This is a genomic window from Rugamonas aquatica (assembly GCF_009380215.1).
Lineage (GTDB): Bacteria > Pseudomonadota > Gammaproteobacteria > Burkholderiales > Burkholderiaceae_D > Rugamonas > Rugamonas aquatica_B.
The window spans coordinates 335,365-354,562 of record NZ_WHUG01000004.1; the positions used below are offsets into that span (position 1 = coordinate 335,365).

At 61.5% G+C, this 19,198-nt stretch carries 20 protein-coding genes; 18 read left to right on the top strand and 2 right to left on the bottom strand.

Annotated features, from left to right (window positions below; genetic code table 11):
- Positions 1–83 precede the first annotated feature (83 nt).
- The 12 genes from GEV02_RS12805 (at position 84) to GEV02_RS12850 (ending at position 11,157) form a co-directional block, all read left to right on the top strand.
- Entirely contained in the window at positions 84–554 is a 471-nt protein-coding gene (locus GEV02_RS12805; protein ID WP_152838334.1) for a phage tail assembly chaperone, read from the top strand.
- 26 nt (positions 555–580) lie between these two features.
- Complete coding sequence (locus tag GEV02_RS12810) at positions 581–859, top strand: DUF1799 domain-containing protein (RefSeq protein ID WP_152838335.1); 279 nt, start codon at positions 581–583, stop codon at positions 857–859.
- Between the two features lie 35 nt (positions 860–894).
- Complete coding sequence (locus GEV02_RS12815; protein WP_152838336.1) at positions 895–5,952, top strand: phage tail length tape measure family protein; 5,058 nt, start codon at positions 895–897, stop codon at positions 5,950–5,952.
- Positions 5,949–6,860, top strand: a complete 912-nt coding sequence (locus GEV02_RS12820; protein WP_152838337.1) for a hypothetical protein — start codon at positions 5,949–5,951, stop codon at positions 6,858–6,860. Before GEV02_RS12815 ends, GEV02_RS12820 begins: the two co-directional genes overlap by 4 nt.
- Positions 6,860–8,917, top strand: a complete 2,058-nt coding sequence (locus GEV02_RS12825; protein ID WP_152838338.1) for a hypothetical protein — start codon at positions 6,860–6,862, stop codon at positions 8,915–8,917. Before GEV02_RS12820 ends, GEV02_RS12825 begins: the two co-directional genes overlap by 1 nt.
- Positions 8,914–9,069: a hypothetical protein gene (locus tag GEV02_RS32855; RefSeq protein ID WP_174999081.1), complete on the top strand. Its 156-nt coding sequence runs from the start codon at positions 8,914–8,916 to the stop codon at positions 9,067–9,069. Before GEV02_RS12825 ends, GEV02_RS32855 begins: the two co-directional genes overlap by 4 nt.
- 169 nt (positions 9,070–9,238) lie before the next feature.
- On the top strand, positions 9,239–9,520 hold the full coding sequence (locus GEV02_RS12830) for a holin (protein WP_235922753.1): 282 nt from the start codon (positions 9,239–9,241) through the stop codon (positions 9,518–9,520).
- Complete coding sequence (locus tag GEV02_RS32860) at positions 9,517–9,666, top strand: hypothetical protein (RefSeq protein WP_174999082.1); 150 nt, start codon at positions 9,517–9,519, stop codon at positions 9,664–9,666. The genes GEV02_RS12830 and GEV02_RS32860 overlap by 4 nt, the downstream gene beginning before the upstream one ends.
- A complete protein-coding gene (locus tag GEV02_RS12835; RefSeq protein ID WP_152838340.1) occupies positions 9,663–10,178 on the top strand; it encodes a glycoside hydrolase family 19 protein in 516 nt (171 codons plus the stop codon). The genes GEV02_RS32860 and GEV02_RS12835 overlap by 4 nt, the downstream gene beginning before the upstream one ends.
- A gap of 35 nt (positions 10,179–10,213) precedes the next feature.
- Positions 10,214–10,585, top strand: coding sequence for a hypothetical protein (locus tag GEV02_RS12840; protein WP_328595801.1), 372 nt, complete (start codon positions 10,214–10,216; stop codon positions 10,583–10,585).
- Positions 10,582–10,830, top strand: coding sequence for a hypothetical protein (locus tag GEV02_RS12845; protein WP_152838341.1), 249 nt, complete (start codon positions 10,582–10,584; stop codon positions 10,828–10,830). The genes GEV02_RS12840 and GEV02_RS12845 overlap by 4 nt, the downstream gene beginning before the upstream one ends.
- A 33-nt stretch (positions 10,831–10,863) precedes the next feature.
- Positions 10,864–11,157 carry a hypothetical protein gene (locus GEV02_RS12850; protein ID WP_174999084.1) on the top strand — a complete coding sequence of 98 codons (294 nt, stop codon included), beginning with the start codon at positions 10,864–10,866 and terminating at the stop codon, positions 11,155–11,157.
- Positions 11,158–11,324: 167 nt separating this feature from the next.
- Here GEV02_RS12850 and GEV02_RS12855 read toward each other — a convergent pair whose 3' ends face one another.
- Positions 11,325–11,648, bottom strand: a complete 324-nt coding sequence (locus GEV02_RS12855; protein ID WP_217433130.1) for a hypothetical protein — start codon at positions 11,646–11,648, stop codon at positions 11,325–11,327.
- Positions 11,649–12,328: 680 nt separating this feature from the next.
- On the opposite strand from GEV02_RS12855, the gene GEV02_RS12860 reads away from it, so the two are divergent.
- On the top strand, positions 12,329–13,309 hold the full coding sequence (locus GEV02_RS12860; RefSeq protein ID WP_152838343.1) for a DUF535 family protein: 981 nt from the start codon (positions 12,329–12,331) through the stop codon (positions 13,307–13,309).
- Between the two features lie 32 nt (positions 13,310–13,341).
- Here the strand turns inward: GEV02_RS12860 and GEV02_RS33265 are convergent, their stop codons facing one another.
- Positions 13,342–14,085, bottom strand: a complete 744-nt coding sequence (locus tag GEV02_RS33265; RefSeq protein WP_084805897.1) for an XRE family transcriptional regulator — start codon at positions 14,083–14,085, stop codon at positions 13,342–13,344.
- A gap of 42 nt (positions 14,086–14,127) precedes the next feature.
- Here GEV02_RS33265 and GEV02_RS12870 point away from each other — a divergent pair, with 42 nt between their 5' ends.
- The 5 genes from GEV02_RS12870 to GEV02_RS12890 all read left to right on the top strand — a co-directional run bounded on the left by GEV02_RS12870 (position 14,128) and on the right by GEV02_RS12890 (position 19,190).
- Complete coding sequence (locus tag GEV02_RS12870) at positions 14,128–15,099, top strand: DUF1376 domain-containing protein (RefSeq protein WP_152838344.1); 972 nt, start codon at positions 14,128–14,130, stop codon at positions 15,097–15,099.
- 1 nt (position 15,100) lies between these two features.
- Positions 15,101–15,646 carry a hypothetical protein gene (locus tag GEV02_RS12875; RefSeq protein ID WP_328595802.1) on the top strand — a complete coding sequence of 182 codons (546 nt, stop codon included), beginning with the start codon at positions 15,101–15,103 and terminating at the stop codon, positions 15,644–15,646.
- 13 nt (positions 15,647–15,659) lie between these two features.
- On the top strand, positions 15,660–16,262 hold the full coding sequence (locus GEV02_RS12880; protein ID WP_152838345.1) for a DNA-binding protein: 603 nt from the start codon (positions 15,660–15,662) through the stop codon (positions 16,260–16,262).
- 155 nt (positions 16,263–16,417) lie between these two features.
- Positions 16,418–17,257 (top strand): hypothetical protein, encoded by an 840-nt coding sequence (locus GEV02_RS12885; RefSeq protein ID WP_152838346.1) that lies wholly within the window; start codon positions 16,418–16,420, stop codon positions 17,255–17,257.
- 64 nt (positions 17,258–17,321) lie between these two features.
- Complete coding sequence (locus GEV02_RS12890; RefSeq protein WP_152838347.1) at positions 17,322–19,190, top strand: phage tail sheath C-terminal domain-containing protein; 1,869 nt, start codon at positions 17,322–17,324, stop codon at positions 19,188–19,190.
- The last annotated feature ends 8 nt before the right edge of the window (positions 19,191–19,198 follow it).

The following is a 19,198-nucleotide window of genomic DNA, read 5'->3' on the forward strand; positions in this document are numbered from 1 at the left end:
TTCTCCGGCCCGCCTTGGCGGGTCTTTCCATGCCCGCTCGGTCGCACCTTGTCGGGTCTTTTTATCCTCGATGAAAGAAAAATATGAGCACCGCAAAAGTAACCCTCGGCAATGCGCCCAAGAGCTTCAAAAAATCGGTCTCCATCGTGCTGCTGAGCGGCTCCCTGGCCAGTATCGACATCAACTACATCTACCGCACGCGCTCGCAGTTTGCCACGCTGATCGACGAAAAGATCAAGGCTGATGTCGCTGCAGAGGACGCGGTGGTCGCTGCCGCGAAGGCGGCTGCAGCCGATGCTGAACAGAGCAAGGGCGCGGCCGCACCCTCCGAGCCGGTCTCGCGACCTCCAGCCAAGACCGTCGCCGAGTGGTTTAAGGAAGCCGACGAGGGCGGCGCCAAGTTTGTCCTGAAGATCGCCGATGGTTGGGACCTGGACGATCCGTTCAATGAGAAGTCGCTGCTGCAGCTGGAGGACGAAAACCCCGGCGCGCTGGCGGCCATCGCAGCCATGTATCGCCAGTCGGTGGCGGAGGTACGGGTAAAAAACTCGTAGAGCTTGCAACGGCCCTTTATGAGCGTATGCCGACTGCGGAAGAAATTGAGCAGTCGGGATTTGCGCTGGAGGACTTTGCAAGCGATCCGGTAGACGTTCTGCCCGATAACGAGCCGGTATTCCTGCTGTTTGAGGAGATGGCCACGCAGTGGCGCATGGGCATGAACGGACCGACCGGCCTGGACTACAACGTCATGTATCACAAGATGAGCCGGATGTCCCTGTCGGACGAAAACTACCGGCTGATGGAGTTGGACATCAGGGTGCTGGAGAGCCACGCCCTGGCCGCAATGCACCGCAAATAACGCCGCCTTGAGCGGCTTTTTTTATTGGACAAGTGATGACAGATACGATTTCCGCCGGCGTCATCGAGATGTCGGTCGGGACCAGCGGCGTCGACGCGGGCCTCGCGCATATCGATGGCGGCGTTGCGCGTACCGGCCGGAACTTAGCCAATCTCGGTCAACAGGGTACCGCCGCGCTGGATAGTATCGGCGCTGGAGGTGCCAGTGCAGCGGCGCGTGTCGACAACACCACCCGCAGCCTAATCGGGTCCGTCGAGCGCGCGACTGCCGCGCTGGAAGCCGGCAAGAAGTCCGGCGCTGACTACTTCGAGACTCTGGCGCGTAATCGCGGCGCCGACCTGACCCAGCTCGCGCCGTTTATTGCCCAGCTGCGCGAGGTGGAAGCGGCCCAGGTGCGCGCTGCTTCCGCTGCGAACGAGACGCGGATTGCTCAGGAGGCGGCCGCCGAGGCGGCGCGGGCCGAGTCGCTGGCACAGCGCGAAGCTGCGCATGCGCTGGCTGGCCGCGACAACTTCCTCGCCGGACTGCGGGAGCAAATCGCGCTTTATGGACGGTCGTCGGAAGAAGTGCTGCGCTACCGCGCCGCCCAGGCCGGCATCGCGCACGACGCTGACCCACTGATCGATCAGCTACACGATCTACGCACCGCGCATGAACAGGTTGCTGTGGCGGCGCGCGCCGAGGCGCAGGCTCAACGGGAGGCAGCGCAGGTCCAGACGAATCAGAACTCCTTCGTCGCAAGCCTGGAGCAGCAGGCCAACGCCATCGGCCGCACCCGGTCGCAGCTTCTGGAGATGCAGGCCGCCCAGCTCGGCGTCACCAATCAGGCCGCGCCTTTCATCGCCCGCTTGCGCGAGGCCGAGGGCGGCCTGGGGCGTACGGGCGCGTCGGCGGCGCAAACCGCCGCCGCGCTGCGCGGCGTGCCGGCGCAGTTCACCGACATTGTCACCAGCATTCAGGGCGGCCAGGCACCGTTGACCGTGTTCCTGCAGCAGGGCGGCCAGCTTCGCGACATGTTCGGCGGTGCCGGCCCTGCGGCCCGTGCGCTGGGCGGCTATATCGTCGGCCTCATCAATCCGTTCACGCTGGCCGCCGCCGGTGCTGCTGCGCTGGCGATCGCGTACCACGAAGGCAGTAAGGAGGCCGAGGCGTACAACCGCGCTTTGATTATGACAGGGAATGCCGCAGGCGGAACGGCGAATCAACTTGCCGATGCGGCCCGTAACATCGGTAAGGTGGCGGGCTCACAGCACGAGGCATCTAGCGCGGTGGCCGAGCTGGCCGCCACAGGGAAGGTGGCTGCCGCAAGCCTGCAGAGGTTCGGCTTGGAGGCCGTCGCCTCGCAGCACGCGCTCGGCAAAAGCATCTCTGACACGGTCGAAGAGTTTGCCTCCCTTGGGCGAGACCCGGTCGCGGCCCTGGCTAAGTTGAATGAAAAATACCATTTCATTACAGCGTCCACCTATGCACAGGTAAAGGCCTTGAAGGACCAGGGCAAGGCGACCGAAGCGGCTCAAGTAGCGCAAGACGCATTCGCTAATGGGTTGAATGGACAGCGCGAAAAGGTATTGGCTACATTGACCGACTGGGAACGCGGCTGGCTCAAGATCAAGAAAGCTGCGCTCGGTGTTGTGGATGGCACGATTGATCTGGCGCTTGGCCGCGAGGCAACCAATTCTCAGAAGATCAACGCCCTATTGGCCGAGCGTGAGTTGATCGAGAAGCGAATAGGTGTTGCGGTTCAGAAAGGAGACTCGGATAAAGAAAAAGGTTTCCGGGCCGACCTGGATCGCAATAAGCAGCAGATCAATGGCCTGCGTGCTAAGACGGACGCGGATAGGGCGGCAGCGGCCGCTGAAGCCGCGTCCGCAGCTGCTGGTGAGGCCCGGATTAAGTGGTTGGATGAAGGTGATAAATATTTGTCGCGTGGCGCGCAGTTGGAGCGCGACATTACCAGGGCTAAGAATGATGGCATCGCCGCCGGCGTTTCTCAGGCCGATATCGAGAAACGTATCGGCGAGATCCGCAAAAATTACGCCGACATTTATAACGATCAGATTGACGCCCAGATCGAGAAGATCAAGCAGCGTGCGGCCATCGAGCAAGAGGTCGACAAGCGGACCGGGCTCTCCTTGGCCGCTGCACGCGCCACTGGTCTGGCATCGAGTTATGACCTGGACATCCAGTATGCCGAGAAGGTTGCGGCGCTAGATCAGGCAGCGCTGGCGCGCGACAGGAAGGGGCTGCTGGACGAGATCGAACTCACCAAGCAGAAAATAAACAGCAAAAAAGCAATCCAAGTTCTGAACGATCAGATAAAACTGCTCGACGAAAAGTCGTTGACGCGGAAGGCGGAGCTGGAGAAGCAGATCGCTGATCTGGACACCAAGAATACGCGCCAATCCGCCAGTGATCTGGCTGATCTTGCCGACAAGCGCGTATCGGATCGGGATGCCTTGCTGGCTCAGATGCAGGCTCAAGAGAACGCGAACTCCCTCATTGGTGCCAGCAAGGAGCAGATCAACGCTTTCAACAAAGCACTGGTGAACGAGAGTGCCACGCGGTTGGAGAGCCGGGCGGCCATTATTGGAGGCAACGAGGCGCGCAAGGAGGAAGCCGACGCGATGATCGCCAGCGCCGCCGCGATGCGCTCACTGGCACAGGCGCAGGCCGACGGGCTGCTGAAGACCGAGCGCTTTGACCAGCAGAAAAAGCTGTGGGAGTCGATCGACCAGACTGCGCACGACACGTTTGTGAACATCTTCGACAACGGCAAAAACGCTTTCGACCGGTTGCGCGATACGCTCAAGGCCGGCCTGCTCGACCTGCTGTATCAGATGACGGTCAAGAAGTGGATCTTCAGTATCGGCGCGCAGGTCACTGGCTTCAGCGGCTTGGCCGGCGCTGCGCAGGCATCGAGCATCACGGGCGGTCTGCCCGGCCCTGGCGGTGCGATCAGCCTGCTGCAAACGGCCAAGGGTGCCTACGATGCGATTTCGAATGGCTTCGCCGGGATCTCCAACTCGGTAGCGGAGGGCGTCCAGTCGGGGATCAACATGCTCGGGCCAAACAGCGGATTCTATTCGAGTGCAGGCTCCGGCATGCCGCTGTCCTCGCCAGCTTCCGCCGCCGGTACTGCTGCGCAGTATTTGGCCGGCGCCGCCGCCGGCAAGATGCTTGGCTCCGCCATCTCGGGGCAGTATGGCATTGGCGACCACGGCAGCGCGGTGGTGAATATCGCGACGGTGACCGGCTCACTCTTCGGTGGGCCAATCGGCGGCGCGATCGGCGGCGCGATCGGGGGCTTACTCAACCGCGCCTTCGGGATGGGATCCAAGGACATCACGGCGCAAGGGATCAACGGCAGCTTGGGTAACAGCGGCTTCACGGGCCAAACTTTCCAGACCTGGCATCAGGACGGCGGCTGGTTCCGCAGTGACAAAAACGGGACCGATAACACGCCCGTGGACACAGCCACCGCCAAGTCGCTGGGGGATGCTTACGCTGGGATCAAAAAGGCGTCCACGGGCTTCGCTGAGGCCCTAGGCATTGATGCCACGTCCATCCAGAACCGCACACAGTCGTTGAACATCGCCCTCACGAGCGATGCAGCGGAAAATCAAAAGGCGATCTCCGACTTCTTCGTTGGGGTGGGCGACACCATCGCCAAGGAACTGGTTCCGGGGCTCGCTGCCTTCTCGGCATCTGGCGAGACGGCCAGCACTACGCTGCAGCGAATTGCTGGGGACTTCAGCGGCGTGGAGGCGATCCTGACCACTATCGGGAGGACTTCCGAAACCGCTTTCGGCGCCGTCGGTCTGGCCTCGGTCGAGGCGCGGGAGCGTCTGATAGCTGCCGCCGGCAGCCTCGATTCTCTGTCCAGCGGCACGGCGTACTTCGCCCAGAACTTCCTGTCTCCGGCCGAACAGATGGCGCCGATCATTGCGAACGTCAAGAAGCAGCTTGCGGACCTCGGTGGCGCCAGCGTGACCACGAACGATGACTTCAAGCAGTTGGTACTGAGCCTGGTGGACTCCGGGAAGTTGGCGACCGATGCTGGCGCCAAGCAGTATGCCGCCCTGCTGCAGCTCGCGCCGCAGGTCAAACAGGTGACTGATTACATGGGCACCCTGAATGGCGTGCTTGCCGAGGGATCTGCCGTCTTGAGCGAACGGGCCGACCTTCAGAAACGGTACGACCAGGCCACACTATCGTCTGACCAGTTGCAGGCGCAGCAGCGTGCGGCGCTCGACCCCAGCAACCGGGGGCTGTTCGATCGGGTGCAGGCTGCCGAGGCAGCGAAGTCTGCCTCGGACGCATTGAAGTCGGTCAACGCCGGCTACCAGCAGCAGATCGATGAATTCATTAAATCCACCATGTCCGTGACTGAGGTGCGCGCCCTTGAGATCAGGGGCATGGACGACAGCACCGTCGCACTGTACGACCGCCTGGCCGGCCTGAAGGCGGAGTCGCTGGCTCAACAAGCTGCTGCCGCCGCGATACAAAAGGCACGAGACTCGGCCACGACGGGGCTTCAGGCGCTGGGCAACGCGCTGGTTGACTCCATGAAGAACGCGGAGGCGGCCGGTAAGTCGTTGAACGATTTCGCTCAGTCCCTCTTGCTGGGTGACCTCTCCGCGCTGAATCCCGAAGACCGGTACAAGGAGGCGAAACGACAGCTGCTGTCTTCGGACTTGGGCGATACGGCCGCTGCGACTGCATTTCTGAATGCATCCAAGGCCCGTGACGCCGGTGACTTTTCCTACTCGCGCGACTTCGCCCTGGTGCAGTCGCGGCTTGCGAGCGCTGCGTCAGCTCAGTTCAGCCTGGCTGCATCGATTCCGGCAACGTGGGCTCAGATGTCGCAGTTTTACCGCGAACAGATGGCGCCCGGCTTCTCATCTCCAGCGCAAAACCTTGTGGCTGCGTCGACCAGCTCAACTGCGAATTCGGGTTCTGTGGAAGACGCTTTGATGAAGATGGGCGAGAAGGTTGTCGCGGCGCTGGCGCCGATCGCTACCAATACCGAGAAGGCCGCGTCGGTGCTTGACCTGGTAACTGAAGGTGGCTCCGCCATGCTGGTGACGTCATGACGGCGATCCTGAGTTTCATTGCCCCCCTGGCGATCACGTCGGGCATGGTGGTCAGCAGTACGGCTATGAGTCACACGTCCGGAGAGTTGGAGTGGGACGCCTCGACGTCTTATGCGAAAGGCACGGTGGTCTTTCGCGCCACGCTCGGCCGTCGATACGAGAACCTGATTGCCGGCGTGAACAGCGGCCTGCCGGAAGACAGTGCGGATCGCTGGGACGATCTGGGCGTCACGGACAAGATGACGATGTTCGACGGCGAGGTCGGCACGCAGTCGATTGCGGACGGCACGCTGACCGTAGTGTTCCGCCCTGGCGCATTCAACGCGTTGTTTCTTGCCGGCCTGGAGGGAACGCACCTTGACGTCACGGTCCGGGACTATGTGGGCGGAACGGTGCTGCTCAGCTACTCCGGCTCACTGGAAGGGTCGCAGCCGGACGACTACTACGAATGGTGCTTCGCACCTTTCCGGCAGAAGACCGATTTCATCGCTTTCGATATCGAGCCATATGGCCGGTCCGAAGTCTCCATCACGATCACCAATCCAGGTGGCGTCGCGAAGTGCGGCATCGCTTCCTTGGGCGACCTGAAAGAGCTGGGGCCGACGCTGTCCGGCTTGACGGTCGAACCCAAATCATATGCGCGCGTGACGACCGATTCTCGTGGCAAGACCAGTATTCGGAAGGGTAAGACGGCTCGCGACATGTCCATCGCCGCCCTGATCCCGCTTGCCGATGCGGATCGTGTTGTTGATGCCCTTAGCACCGTGTTGGGGACTCCGATAGTGGTCATCGCATCGAATTCTGACCAGATGCAGGCGGCACGTGTGTTCGGCCTGCCCACTGGAAAAGTCACCTATCCAGGCAACCAGTTCGCCAATCTTTCATTGAACGTCCAAGGAATGATCTAATGTCTATTTCCCCTCCAGACCCAATTTCGGCGGCGCCGTTGCCGGCCCCGGTGCGTGGCCAGAAGGCGACGTTTTCTGATCGCCTCGACGCGTTCGTGACGTGGGTGACAGGAAGCGTTGCGCAATTTTCAGCCAGCGCCGCCAACGCGTACAACAATGCACTTGAGGCCTATAACTGGGCGCAAGTGGCCTTGAGCTCAGCGTCGTCGGCGTCCAGCTCAGCCGCCGCCGCTGCCGCATCAAGTAATGCCGTCAAGTGGGTAAGCGGCACGACGTATGCCGATGGCGTTGTGACGTGGTCTCCGATCACGCGCTTGTCATATCGCCGCAACGGCGCAGGTGCCGGCACTACAGATCCATCGATCGATACAGCAAACTGGGTTCTGCAGCTCTACACCCTGGGGATCGGTGGCGCCACTGCGGCGGGCAGCGTCACCTTGCTGAACACCTCCGGCGGCGCGCTGCGGGTCGCGCCGACTGGGCCCGGCTATTTCGTAACGTTGCCGGATGCGACGACGATGGTGAAAGGTGCGCTGGCTTTCACCATTCACAACGCAGGCACCGACGATTACGGCGTGCGTGACTTTTCTGGCACGCAGCTGGGCTGGATTCGCGCAGGGAAATGCGCGGTAATCGGTCTCGCCACCAACGCGACCGCCGCAGGCCAATGGGTGCCATGCAACGTAGAGAAGCTGGGTGTGACCGCAATCCTCACCCCCGCCTCAATCTCAGCTGGCAACGGGGGTGGGGTGCTTGAGGCGATCCCGCTCGACGCTACGCGGACGCTGCTGTTGTTCGGTACCCTCTACGCTGCTGTCTATGACTCCTCATCCCAAACCTGGGGCACTCCGGTGCTTGTCCGGGCGAGCGTCCTGTATGCGTGTGCGGTGCTTTCGGCTGCCAATCAGGTACTGGTCGCCTCCTGCCCCGGGTCGTCCACTTCGATCCAGGTTGTGGCGCTCTCTGTTTCGGGAGTCGCCATTACCGTGAACGCGGCTGCGACGGCATCGGCGCCGGCCGCAGTATCCCAGATGGATCGATTGGTGGCCGTCAATGGTGGGTTCGCATTCTCCTACTCCTACAACGATGGGAGCGGTACGCTGGGATCTTCGGTACGTGGCGTATCGTTGAGCGGCACGACTCCCGTCATCGGTACTGAGCGGAACTTTGGCAACGTGGAGGCGCTGCCGCGTCTTTTCGTGACCGGAACAGTGCTCCGGGCCGTAACGTACTCCAGCAGTTCAAACCTGAAGGCTCAGCCTTATAGCCTCGCTGGTTCGACGCTGACCGCCGGTACCGCTGCAAACACTACGTCGTCGTCAACATTTACATCTCAGCTGTGGGCCTTCATCAATGGCAACGGCAACTTGGTGGCTCGGTACATAGACGGAGTCGGCATCACTGCTGCGGCTGTATTCAAACTGACGGGGACGACGGAAGCCGTCAGCACCGTTCAGTTGCTGAACGTCCCGACCACAACATGCGCCTACCTGGAGGTGTCGGCAGGGAAGGTAATTTTCGTCACGGACGGGAACACCAATAACTCTGCCAGCTGGAACATCTTGACGGATACGGCAGGTACAGCCTCGGCCGGCACACAAGCGTCAACAACGCTGGCCTCGTCAGTTTCCTATCTCGGCGCCATCGACGTGTCGGGTACCACGGCTCGCTTTACTGGAGGAGTCTCGGCATCATCTGGAATCCCTGCGACTTTCATCCTTACTCTGGATTGCTCCGGTTCTTCTGGTGTTCTGCAGGGGCTGCAAACCGCTGCCTATATTCCATCCGTGAAAAACAATAGCCGAAATGGTGTGCGAAATGGAGAGAAGTTGGTGGCGGGGGCGAGCACGTATGTTTTCGCAGACGCATCAACGGACGCCAACCAATCCAAACCGTATGACGTCATGTTCGGCCCGCGCGGAGTGGTGCAGTCGATAGCCTTGGGTGTCGCTCAGAATGTTAGTCGGCCTGGCAATGCGGCAAACGAAGCGTGGGCGGTGGGCTACATCACTTCGACGTCGCCGATCTATATCAAACGAGTGGAGGCTGCAGCATGAACCTTTTGAAAACTGAGGTTGGCGATTTCGGCCCCTTCTTCTTTTCGGCGCGACAGGAAGGCGGCTGGCTCTGCGACGGCGTCCTCTATCCGGACAGCGTAGTTGGGGGTGGGGAACTCGTCCAGGTGATGCACGATGATCCGACCCCCTGATGTGGGCCCAGGCCCTGAAGAGTCACCGTCCCTCCCTCCCGATCCCGGCGCCTGATAGCGCATCTGAAAATCTCGCCCCTTGGGCATCTCACGAAAGGTCCACATGACTGAACCAGTCTCAGCCACGGCAGCAATTCTTGCCACCCTCGTAAAATCCGCCGTCGCGTACTTGCCTGGAGCAGCTGGCGCGGCTCTCTCACTGAAGTTCCTCGGCGGCGAGCTGGGCGTTGGTCAAAAGATCACGTCCTTCGCCGTTGGTTTCGTCTGCGCGTGCTACCTGGCGCCGGCGGCCATCGACCTGTTCAGCATCCAGGGCGGTCGCGTGCATGCTGGCATCCAGTTTCTGGTCGGCCTGTTCGCGCTGGCCACCTGTCGCGAGCTGTTCGTCGAGATCAACAGTGCCGACCTGATCGGCTCGTTGAAGCGGCGCTTCCTGGGAGACCGCACATGAACGCCCAGACCGTTCAGCAGCTGCTCACTGTCGGCGTGCTTGGGGCCTGCGTCTGGGGTGTTCTCAATCCCAGTATTCGCACGCGTACCATCGGCACGCTGGCGCTTTCCCTGATTGGTATTCTTGCCTTTGTGAGCCTGATATGACACTCGACCAACTGATTCAAATCATGCCCCTGGCCCGCCGTCGTGCGGGTCTTTTTTTAGATGCCATCAATGCGGCCATGGCAGAGTTCGGCATCGATACGCCGGCGCGCCAGGCGTCGTTCTTGGCGCAGGTGGGTCATGAGTCCGGCCAACTGCTCTATGTGCAGGAGCTGGCCAGTGGCGCGGCCTACGAGGGGCGCAAGGCTCTGGGGAACAACGTCGCGGGCGACGGTATCCGCTTCAAGGGCCGAGGCCTGATTCAGATTACGGGCCGCGCCAACTACACTGCAGCCGGCGCCGCGCTGGGCCTTGACCTGGTGCACTACCCAGAAATCCTTGAGCAGCCAGCGCATGCCGCGCGTTCGGCGGGCTGGTTCTGGAAGACGCACGGGCTGAACGCATTGGCAGATGCTGGCGATCAGGTTGCTGTGACGCGTCGGGTGAACGGCGGAACGAATGGCCTGGCTGACCGGCTGGCGTTGTTTGCAGTGGCGCAGAAGGTACTGTCGTGAGCGCGCTCGATGGGGTGATGGGCGCCGCAGGCGGAGTGGTAACGGGAGGCCTGTGGAAGGTCGGCGCTATCGTGCTGGGCGTACTGCTGATCGGCGCAACCTGCGGCCTGGGCTTCGAGTGGTGGCTGGCCTCGCGTGATCGCGACGTCGCGCGCGCCGACCTGAGGGCGGAGCAGGGCGTCAACGCCGCGCTGCGCGCTGGCATCGATACCCAGAACCTTCGTCTAGCGCAGCTCGGTAAGGAGAAGCTGGCGGCCGAGGCGCGCGGTGTAGCGGCGCAACAGCTGGCCGCCGCGAACGGCAAGCGCTTCGACGGCGCGCTGGCTAAGCTGGCTGGCGCGCATGCCGCCACGTGCGCCGAGGCGATGCCCGCCGTCAACCAACTACTGAAGGATGTCCGCCAATGAAGAGAAACCTACTGCTGGCCTTGGCGCTGGCCGGGTGCGCGAGCGCGCCGCCGGCGCCGCAGGTCATCGACGTTCCGGTCTACGTGTCATGCGTCAAGAGCGAGACGGTGCGGCCGGATTACGAATTCGGCAAACTTGGCCTCGATGCCGCCGACGGTGAGAAAGTCTTGGCGCTGGCGCGGGACTGGCCACGCGCCCGGAAATACGAGGATCAGCTGGAGGCCGTTATTGCGGGCTGTCGGTAGTTTGATATACTGTGTTTTTATACAGGTACAATCATGCCGCAAGATAACTTTAAGCCGCCTTTGACCACAGAGCAGCTGCGCGCTATCGGCCTGCGCCGCGATGCCGCCGACGTCATCCCGCTGCTTTGGGAGATAAAGCGGCTGCGCGCGCTGGTTCTGCGCGGGGATCAGGTCGTTCGGCGAATCATCCACGGCGATTATCTGGTGGAGATTTTTAAGCAGGAGCTACTCGGCGAACCCGTCCTTGAAGAAGAAGAGCTGCGGCGCGCATCTGTCGACCTGGGAGCCAGACCTGACAGCGCCCGGGCCGATCGGGAGGAGCGGTAGGTGTTTCTGCTCGTCCTCAATAGTTTGGAATGTCATGTTGCAACAGAAGGAAAAGGGTTGCAAGCTTGAACTTGCAACCCTTTGATTTCCCTGCGGATGCTGTAGGTTGGCTGATAGGGCTCATCCCTGGCAACAGGAATCACAATCCTGGTGCCGCACACCCTACATCAGGTGATTGGCGCATCACCGTGCGTGCTCCAGTTATTCAGCAGCCACGTCGTGACATGCGCGTGGCTACGCTGGTTACCGGGCAGGTAGCGGTGGATCAGACGTTCGGCTTTTTTTGCCACTAAGCCAGTGTCGCTGCCGGACGACGTGTTCTCATTAGCGAACTTGTTCACAAAGTACAGCACTTCGTACCATTCCGAGCGGTTCAGCAGGGCACTGTCCGGTGCGTTACGTTTGCTTGGGTCGTCGCCTTCGGTGACGCCTGGCGTGTAACGGAACTGCAGATCGCTCTTTTTCAGCGGGGTGAGGCGGTGATCGGCCATGGGGCCTCCCATTCAATTTGCCGGGATCAGAAGGGATCTGACCGGCCAGCGACCCTTACTTTGTGGTGCAACAAACAATTTCAATGGTGAATTCGATATATTTTTTCAGCAACTTCTTGGCGGGTTATTGGGAAAAGTTGACCCATTTGAAATCAATGACTTAGGTGATTGTCATTCGATCCGAAATAACCCACTTGCTGGGTCGTATGTCATTGATTTTAAAATGAAATAGCCGCTTGGAACATCTGACTTCTAAGCTGAGGGTCGCAGGTTCGATTCCTGCTGGGCAGGCCAGTCTTTCTTCCCGATAAGTTAATTTTGTCGTCTTGATATTTTTTCAACGACGAGAGCTTTGCTCATGGCGAGCGAGGCGGCGTTATCGCCTGCTCAGGCCCCCTGTCGGCCGCCCTCCCTGAGCGCGACAGCGCGGATTGTCGTGGACAATCTCAGAAAATTACCCCCAAAATTATTTTCACCTAGCACAATATAGTGCGCCATGGAACTTGAAATATTTTCATGATGATAGGCTTCCGTCAATATACATTGCGTATTTGTAATGATAATTGCGCGATATTCAGTGTTCCCATGTGATACATTTTGATACATTGCGTTACTAATGATTTAAGACCGCAAATACTCTGAATTCGTCCATAACACCTCGTCATATTGATTCCCTCCTCATGGAAAATCTTTTAATCAAGCTCAAACCGCTAAATGAATTTCTGGCGAGTATTAAGCTGCGTATTGTCCATAGAGCCCTTCCACTGATAATAAATGGGCGCGGCCACATGCGTTTGCTCAGGCTCCTGTCAAGCAATGGCCTTGCTTCCTTATCCAGCCTGCATCCCGACTTGAAGTATAAATATCTTCGGAGTAATTATTTATTTTCTTCCTTATCGATCGGTGATGCGCTGGGTATCGTCTTTCATCACTACCGTGTTTTTTCCGGAAAAATATCGGCTGAATTCTTTCCGCGCTTATTTAGGGATAAACCATTATTGTGGAGTTTGAAGCAAGAATCTGGTGATTTCGGAATTAGAATGATGTTCCCCCATGATTTAAAGCGTCCGCAACGGATGCTCGATCATGAAGGCGACTTGGCGCTGGTATTTGAGGCCGACAATTTGCCGATCTACGTGCTGTGCATGACCATCGTTCCCAATGTCGTTGCAAGGAAATACTTCCATACTGTCGATAACAAAGATGTGATTTTTGTTGGGCGCGTGCAAGGCGTGCCGGGGGAGTTCGAGAAGGTGAGGGCGGCAACCAAACGACTGCATGACATCACTCCGGCGCGTTTGCTTATCAGTGCGACGGAAGCGGTTGCAGAATTATTCGGCATCGAAACGATAATAGGCGTCTCCAATGGCGAGCAATTATCGAAGAGAAAAGACCACGATGAGGTGGAATGTCTTTTCAACTACGATGCATTCTGGACCAGTATAGGCGCGCATGCGACGCATGGCGGACTGTTTTCTTACCAGTTGCATGGCTCCGAAAAGCCGATTGAAGAAGTCCAGCAAAAACATCGTTCAAGAACGCTGGCGAAAAGACGCTTCCGGGCTGAAGTGGTGGCGACGCTGGGAGATAGCTTCCGTTACGAAATGGCTTGCTCCGCGGTCAAGGCAGTTGAGCAAATGCCGGCAACGCAAGCGGCATAAACAAGCGACATAAACAAGGGCGGCGCGGTAACCTAGATCCGGTCCGTTTCGCGCCGCACCACACGTCCGATGATGATACATTCACCCTCGCGGCAGCTCTTGCGGCGATGGCGTTGCTGGTCCTGGTTGTCCGAGGTCAGCCACCAGTCGCCGCGGTCGCGCGTCAGGCGCTTGACCACGGCCTGGCCTTCGTAGTTGACGGCAAACACCACGCCATCCTCCATCGCCGTGTCGGCAGTGTTGATAATCACCAGGTCGCCCGCGTACAGATTGGGCTCCATGCTCTCGCCCTTGACCGCGATGGCGATCAGCCGCTCCGGGATGTAGCCGTGGCGGTCGGCCCAGTTCTTGGAAACGCTTAATTTGCTGCCGTCGTAAATCTCTGGAACAGTTTGAAAGCCCGTCATACCTGCCGATAGCTGAAGTTGCACTTTGCGGATTTCGTAAAAATCTGGATCGCCTGCATCCGCCACCACCACCTGCCGATACTCCCGCTCGACGCCGCCGCTGCGCGCGCGCGGCTCGCGGCCTTCATGTAGCCATTCGAACCTGACATTGCAGGTCGCCGCCAGCTGGGCCAGCGTCTGCGTCTCCGGGCCTTTCTTGCCCACGCCCTTGAGTATGCGGTTGATCGTCGGCTGCGGTACGCCGGAGGCGCGCGCGAGGGCGCTCTGGGTGGTGAACCCAGCCTCTTTCATAGCTTCATCGAGTCTGCTTGCGATATCCATGGCACGAACTATACGCGCATGAATAAAAATCCGCAATAATTTATTCATTCAGGTATTGATTGCCTATCCATTCGCGTATATTCTGTGTCCATGAATAAAAATATTTCGAATTTCCCACGCTCCAACCACCTGCCCATGCCGCTGACGCCGGGCGATTGCGACCTGCGCGATTTCACCTTCATGCCGCTTGATGTGCTGCGATTGCGCGACAGTGACATCTCGGCCATCGTCAGCGGCGACGAGTTCCGCGCCGCCGTGCTGCTGTGGTGCGCATCGTGGCACCAGATCCCGGCCGCCAGCATTCCCGACGACGACGTGGTGCTGGCGCAACTGGCCGGCTATGGCCGCGTCGTCCGCGAGTGGAGCAAGCTGCGCGCCGGCGCGCTGCACGGCTGGATCAAGTGCGCGGACGGCCGCCTGTACCACCCCATCGTGGCGGAAAAGGCCAACGAAGCCTGGCAGGCCAAGCGCGCCCAGCGCTGGAAGACCGAGTGCGCGCGCATCAAGAAGCACAACCAGCGTCATGGCCAGGACGTGCCGTTCCCCACGCTGGAAGCATTCCTGGCCGACGACGGCGCACCGCTGTCCCGCCCCTGTCCCCCGGGACCGGACTTCCAAGAGACAGAGACAGGGACAGGGACAGGGACAGGGACAGGGACAGGGAAAAGTTTACCAGCCAGAGCACAGGCCGCAGACGACGCTCCACCGCCGCCCATGTCCCGCATCGGCGAACTGTGTCGGCGATTGCGCCAGCTCGGCATTGCCGCCGCGCCAGGCTTGTTCGCCAAGCCGGGCTGGGGGCCGGTACTGCAACGGCTGGACGACGAATTCATCGTCGCCGTGGTGGCGCAAAAGCTGCGCGCCCATCCCGGCGAACATTTCAGCGCCGCTTATTTCCTGCCGGTCTTGAGCGACTTGATGCGCAACCCCGGCAAACCCGCCCAACCATCTTTCGGAGGAACCCATGCAGAACGCCAGCGCGTACTTGACCAACTCACGGGCCGCCACGGCGGCGCCGGCGAACACCACACCATCGACGGCCAGGCCCGTCTCGTCGGATAGCGTGGAGCGCCTGTTCGCCGAATTCGAGCTGCTGTACGGCAGCCGCCTGGCCGACCTGTGGCGCGGCACCGATGTACGCGGCGTCAAGGAGAACTGGCGCAGCAAGCTGGCCGGACTGTCGGTGGGCGAAGTGCGGCGCGGCGTTGCCGCCTGCCTGGCCCGGCCTTGGCCGCCGACGCTGCCGGAGTTCCTGCAACTGTGCCGGCCGCCGGCCGACGCCGAGTCGATGTTCGCGGAAGCGCAGTGCCAGGTCAGCCGCCGCGCGTTCGGCGACGACCACTGGCCGTGCAAGGCGCTGTACTGGGCCGCCGTCGAATTCACCTTTGCCGATCTGCGATCGCTGGCCTGGCAGAACGCCCGCGCCCGCTGGACCCGCATCCTGACCGCCAAGCTGGCGCACGAGCACGAACTGGCCGACGTACCGCGCCCGGTGCCCGCGCTGCCGGCGCCGGGACAGGCGCTGACCGATGTCCACACAGCCCGCATGCGGCTGCAGGAAATCAAGGCGCTACTGAAGAACAACCCAACCAATACCAGCAACACTTAAGGAGTACAGACCTATGTTAGTAATCGCAGAAGAAGCACTGTTCAGCAGCGCGCACGCCGCGCTGGTTTTCGCATTCAATTTCTCCGGCCAGCAGTACGACAAGTCCATGATGGCGCGCATGGCCTCGGGGCCGACCAAGGAGGGGAAGGGCCTGGGCGGCCTCGATGGCGCGGCCCAGGCCGGCATGATAAGGGCCGAGCTCGACCGTCTCGATCCGATGCTGATGCACATCCTGATCGCGCGCGTGGCGCCGCCCGCCGTGCCTTGCGATTGCGGCCGCAACTGCTGCGCAGGCTCCAAGCCGAACAAGGTGTGGGTCGACGCCATCCTGTTCCTGACCGAGCGCGCGCTGGGCGAGATGTCGGGCCTGCTGTCGCACTATCTGCTACGTCGTGGCATCATCGAGCGCTGCTTCGGTATCAAGCACAACCTGGCCGACCTGGCCGACCAGTGCGGCGTGCATCGCGATACCGCCAGCGCGCACAATGCCAAGCTGGTGCGTTGGCTGAAGGGCGCGCCGGCCAAGGGCCGCATGCCTGCCGTCAGCGGCGCCGAGCACAAGGCGTGGATCGCCGTCGGCGAACTGCTGCAACAAACAAAAATGATCGATTTTTAAAAAAGTGCTTGACCGTTCCGCAAAACACGCGGAGAATAGGTCTAACTTTGATAAGTTCAAGAAGTACGTCAAAAACCCGCCTAGTGCGGGTTTTTGCATTTCTGCGGCAGTTTTTTCCTCGCGCCGCTCCCTCCCTTTCTTTTCTGGTGAACCCCATGGCCGATCAAACTGATGTCGCCCAAGCGCTGGTGGCGGCGATCAGCGCCGCCGTTTATCCCAACGGTACCGGCGCTGCTTCCGTCACCGGCGTTACCGCCGTGATCTACGCCGGCTGGCCCAATGCCGCCACGCTCAACGCCGACCTGAGCGCCGGCAAGGCCCACGTGTCGGTATTCCCGACCGCCACCGAACGCGTCACCCAGCCGGCCTGCAGCGAATGGATGGCGCAAGCCATTCCAGCCTCGACGCTGAGCCTGACGGTAGGCGCCGGCACCGTGACGGTGGCGGGCACGCCGGCGGCGGGGCAGAACGCTGCTGTGCTGGCGGACGGCCTGCCGGTGGTCTACGCGGTGCGCGCCGGCGATACGCCGACCGCCGTCGCCACCGGCCTGGCCGCGCTGCTCAATGCGCAGCGCCCGGCCAGCAATGTCGGCGCCGTCGTCAGCGTGCCGGGCGTGCGCAAGCTGGTGGCGCGGGTCGGCGTCGGCGGCAGCAATATGCGCGTGCTGCGCCGGCAGGAAAAAGTGTTCCAGATTTCGGTCTGGGCCAACAGCGCCGCCGCGCGCGATCCGCTGGCCGCCGCCATCGACGTGGCGCTGGCCGGCGCCTGGCGCGTCGCGCTGGCCGACGGCACCAGCGGCACCTTGCGCTACAAGCGCAGCGTGCAAAACGATGCGATGGAAAATGCCACCGTTTTCCGTCGCGATATTCTCTATGCCGTGGAGTACGCCATCACGGATAGTGCCAGCGCAACCCAGATCGTCGCCGAGCAGCTCGGCGTCGCGATGCAGTTCGCAACAGGTGGGCAGTACGGCGCGACAACGCTGTATTCGTAACGCCGTCTTCCACCTGCTTTCTTGCCCGCCATGTGCGGGCTTTTTTTATTTTTAGGAGGCTTACATGCCGGTATCACAGCAAGGCGCCATCAACACGACGGCGCTGATCGTTCCAGATCTCTACGTACAGATAGTGCCGCCCAGCGTGTCACTGCTGAATGGCGTGCCGACCAATGTGCTCGGCATTGTCGGCACCGCCCAGTGGGGCCCGGTCAATTCCGCGTCGCCGGTGGGCAGCACCGCTGACTATGCGCGCATCCACGGCTCGCTGCAAAACCGCAAGTACGACATGGGCACCGCCCTGGCGGCGGCGGTCCAGCAGGGCGCCGCCAGCATGCGCTGCGTGCGCGTGACCGACGGCACCGACACGGCCGCCACCGCCGCCATCCAGTCGGCCGGCATCGCCGCGACCGGCTCGGTGGCGTTCACCGCCAATCCGGCGGCCGCCACCACGCTGACGCTGGCCGGCACCGTGGTGACCTTCGTCGCCAGCGGCGCGGTCGGTAACCAGGTCAACATCGGCGCCTCGCTGAGCGCGACGCTGGCGACGCTGCTGGCCTTCCTGCAGGCTTCGCTGGACGTCAACATCGACAAGTTCACCTTTGCGCTCAATGCCAATACGCTGAACCTGGCGGCGCTGCTGCCCGGCGTGGCCGGCAATACGCTGACCGTGGCCACCAACGTGGCGGGCGCCACGGCGTCCGGCGCGACGCTGGCCGGCGGTGTGGCCGGCACCCCGGCGCTGACGCTGAGCGGCAAGTACACCGGCTCGCTGGGCAACAGCCTGCAAGCGACCATCGCCGCCGGCAGCCAGACCGGCACCACCAAGGTGACGCTGGCGCTGTCCGGTTTCGCGCCCGAGGTGTTCGACAACATCCCCGGCGCCGGCAATGCGCTGTGGGTGAACATGGCGGCGGCCATCAACAACGGCAACAGCGTGGCGCGTCCGGCGTCGGTGCTGGTGTCGGCGGTGGCTGGCGCTGCCGTTGGCGTGCCGGCGTATGCCAGCTCGAACTTCGCAGGCGGTACTGACGGCGCCAACAACATCACCGGCGCGCTGCTGCTCGGCTCCGACCTGGGCAGCCGCACCGGCATGTACAGCCTGCGCAGTTCCGGCGCGGCGGTGGCCATGCTGACCGATTGCGACGACATCAGCACCTTCGCGGCCCAGGCCGCGTTCGGCCTGTCCGAGGGCATCTACATGGTCGGCGTGACGCCGCAGGGCGACAACCCGGCGGCTGCGGCGGCGGCCAAGGCGGCGGCCAACATCGATTCGTATGCGTTCAAGCTGCTGCTGGGCGACTGGGTCTACTGGAGCGATCCGGTCAACGCTATCACCCGCGTCATCTCGCCGCAGGCGTTCGTGGCGGGCCTGCTGGCCAACCTGTCGCCGGAGCAGTCCGGTCTGAACAAGGCCTTGTACGGCATCGTCGCCACCCAGCGCAGCCTGCAGAACCGCGCCTACTCGTCGGCCGAGCTGCAGGTGCTGGGCCAGGCGGGCATCGACGTGATCGCCAATCCGGTGCCGGGTGGCGCTTACTTCGGTACGCGATTCGGCCACAACACCTCGTCCAACCCGGTGACCAACGGCGACAACTACACCCGCATGACCAACTACATCGCCTATACGCTCAACACCGGCATGGGCAAGTACGTTGGCCGCCTGCAGTCGAGCCGCGCCGACGATCCGACCCGTCTGCAGGCCAAGGCCACGGTCGACGCCTTCCTGGCCAATATGCGGCAACAGGGCCAGGTGGCGGACTTCTCCACCATCTGCGACCTGAGCAACAACCTGGCGCCGCGCATCGCCACCGGCTACATGCAGATGGACGCCAAGGTGCAGTACCTGTCGGTGGTCGAGAAGTTCCTGATCAATATGGAGGGCGGCCAGTCGGTGCAGGTCGCCCGCACCAGTACCGTGGCCGCCAACTAAGGCGGTTT

What these genes read in the sequence shown, in the direction of transcription:
- GEV02_RS12880 (WP_152838345.1), top strand. Translation starts at nt 15,660, where the DNA reads ATGTTAGTAATCGCAGAAGAAGCACTGTTCAGCAGCGCGCACGCCGCG.
- GEV02_RS12810 (WP_152838335.1), top strand. Translation starts at nt 581, where the DNA reads ATGCCGACTGCGGAAGAAATTGAGCAGTCGGGATTTGCGCTGGAGGAC.
- GEV02_RS32860 (WP_174999082.1), top strand. Translation starts at nt 9,517, where the DNA reads ATGAACGCCCAGACCGTTCAGCAGCTGCTCACTGTCGGCGTGCTTGGG.
- GEV02_RS12825 (WP_152838338.1), top strand. Translation starts at nt 6,860, where the DNA reads ATGTCTATTTCCCCTCCAGACCCAATTTCGGCGGCGCCGTTGCCGGCC.
- GEV02_RS32855 (WP_174999081.1), top strand. Translation starts at nt 8,914, where the DNA reads ATGAACCTTTTGAAAACTGAGGTTGGCGATTTCGGCCCCTTCTTCTTT.
- GEV02_RS12845 (WP_152838341.1), top strand. Translation starts at nt 10,582, where the DNA reads ATGAAGAGAAACCTACTGCTGGCCTTGGCGCTGGCCGGGTGCGCGAGC.
- GEV02_RS12885 (WP_152838346.1), top strand. Translation starts at nt 16,418, where the DNA reads ATGGCCGATCAAACTGATGTCGCCCAAGCGCTGGTGGCGGCGATCAGC.
- GEV02_RS12805 (WP_152838334.1), top strand. Translation starts at nt 84, where the DNA reads ATGAGCACCGCAAAAGTAACCCTCGGCAATGCGCCCAAGAGCTTCAAA.
- GEV02_RS12890 (WP_152838347.1), top strand. Translation starts at nt 17,322, where the DNA reads ATGCCGGTATCACAGCAAGGCGCCATCAACACGACGGCGCTGATCGTT.
- GEV02_RS12815 (WP_152838336.1), top strand. Translation starts at nt 895, where the DNA reads ATGACAGATACGATTTCCGCCGGCGTCATCGAGATGTCGGTCGGGACC.
- GEV02_RS33265 (WP_084805897.1), bottom strand. Translation starts at nt 14,085, where the DNA reads ATGAATAAATTATTGCGGATTTTTATTCATGCGCGTATAGTTCGTGCC.
- GEV02_RS12870 (WP_152838344.1), top strand. Translation starts at nt 14,128, where the DNA reads ATGAATAAAAATATTTCGAATTTCCCACGCTCCAACCACCTGCCCATG.
- GEV02_RS12855 (WP_217433130.1), bottom strand. Translation starts at nt 11,648, where the DNA reads ATGGCCGATCACCGCCTCACCCCGCTGAAAAAGAGCGATCTGCAGTTC.
- GEV02_RS12850 (WP_174999084.1), top strand. Translation starts at nt 10,864, where the DNA reads ATGCCGCAAGATAACTTTAAGCCGCCTTTGACCACAGAGCAGCTGCGC.
- GEV02_RS12835 (WP_152838340.1), top strand. Translation starts at nt 9,663, where the DNA reads ATGACACTCGACCAACTGATTCAAATCATGCCCCTGGCCCGCCGTCGT.
- GEV02_RS12860 (WP_152838343.1), top strand. Translation starts at nt 12,329, where the DNA reads ATGGAAAATCTTTTAATCAAGCTCAAACCGCTAAATGAATTTCTGGCG.
- GEV02_RS12820 (WP_152838337.1), top strand. Translation starts at nt 5,949, where the DNA reads ATGACGGCGATCCTGAGTTTCATTGCCCCCCTGGCGATCACGTCGGGC.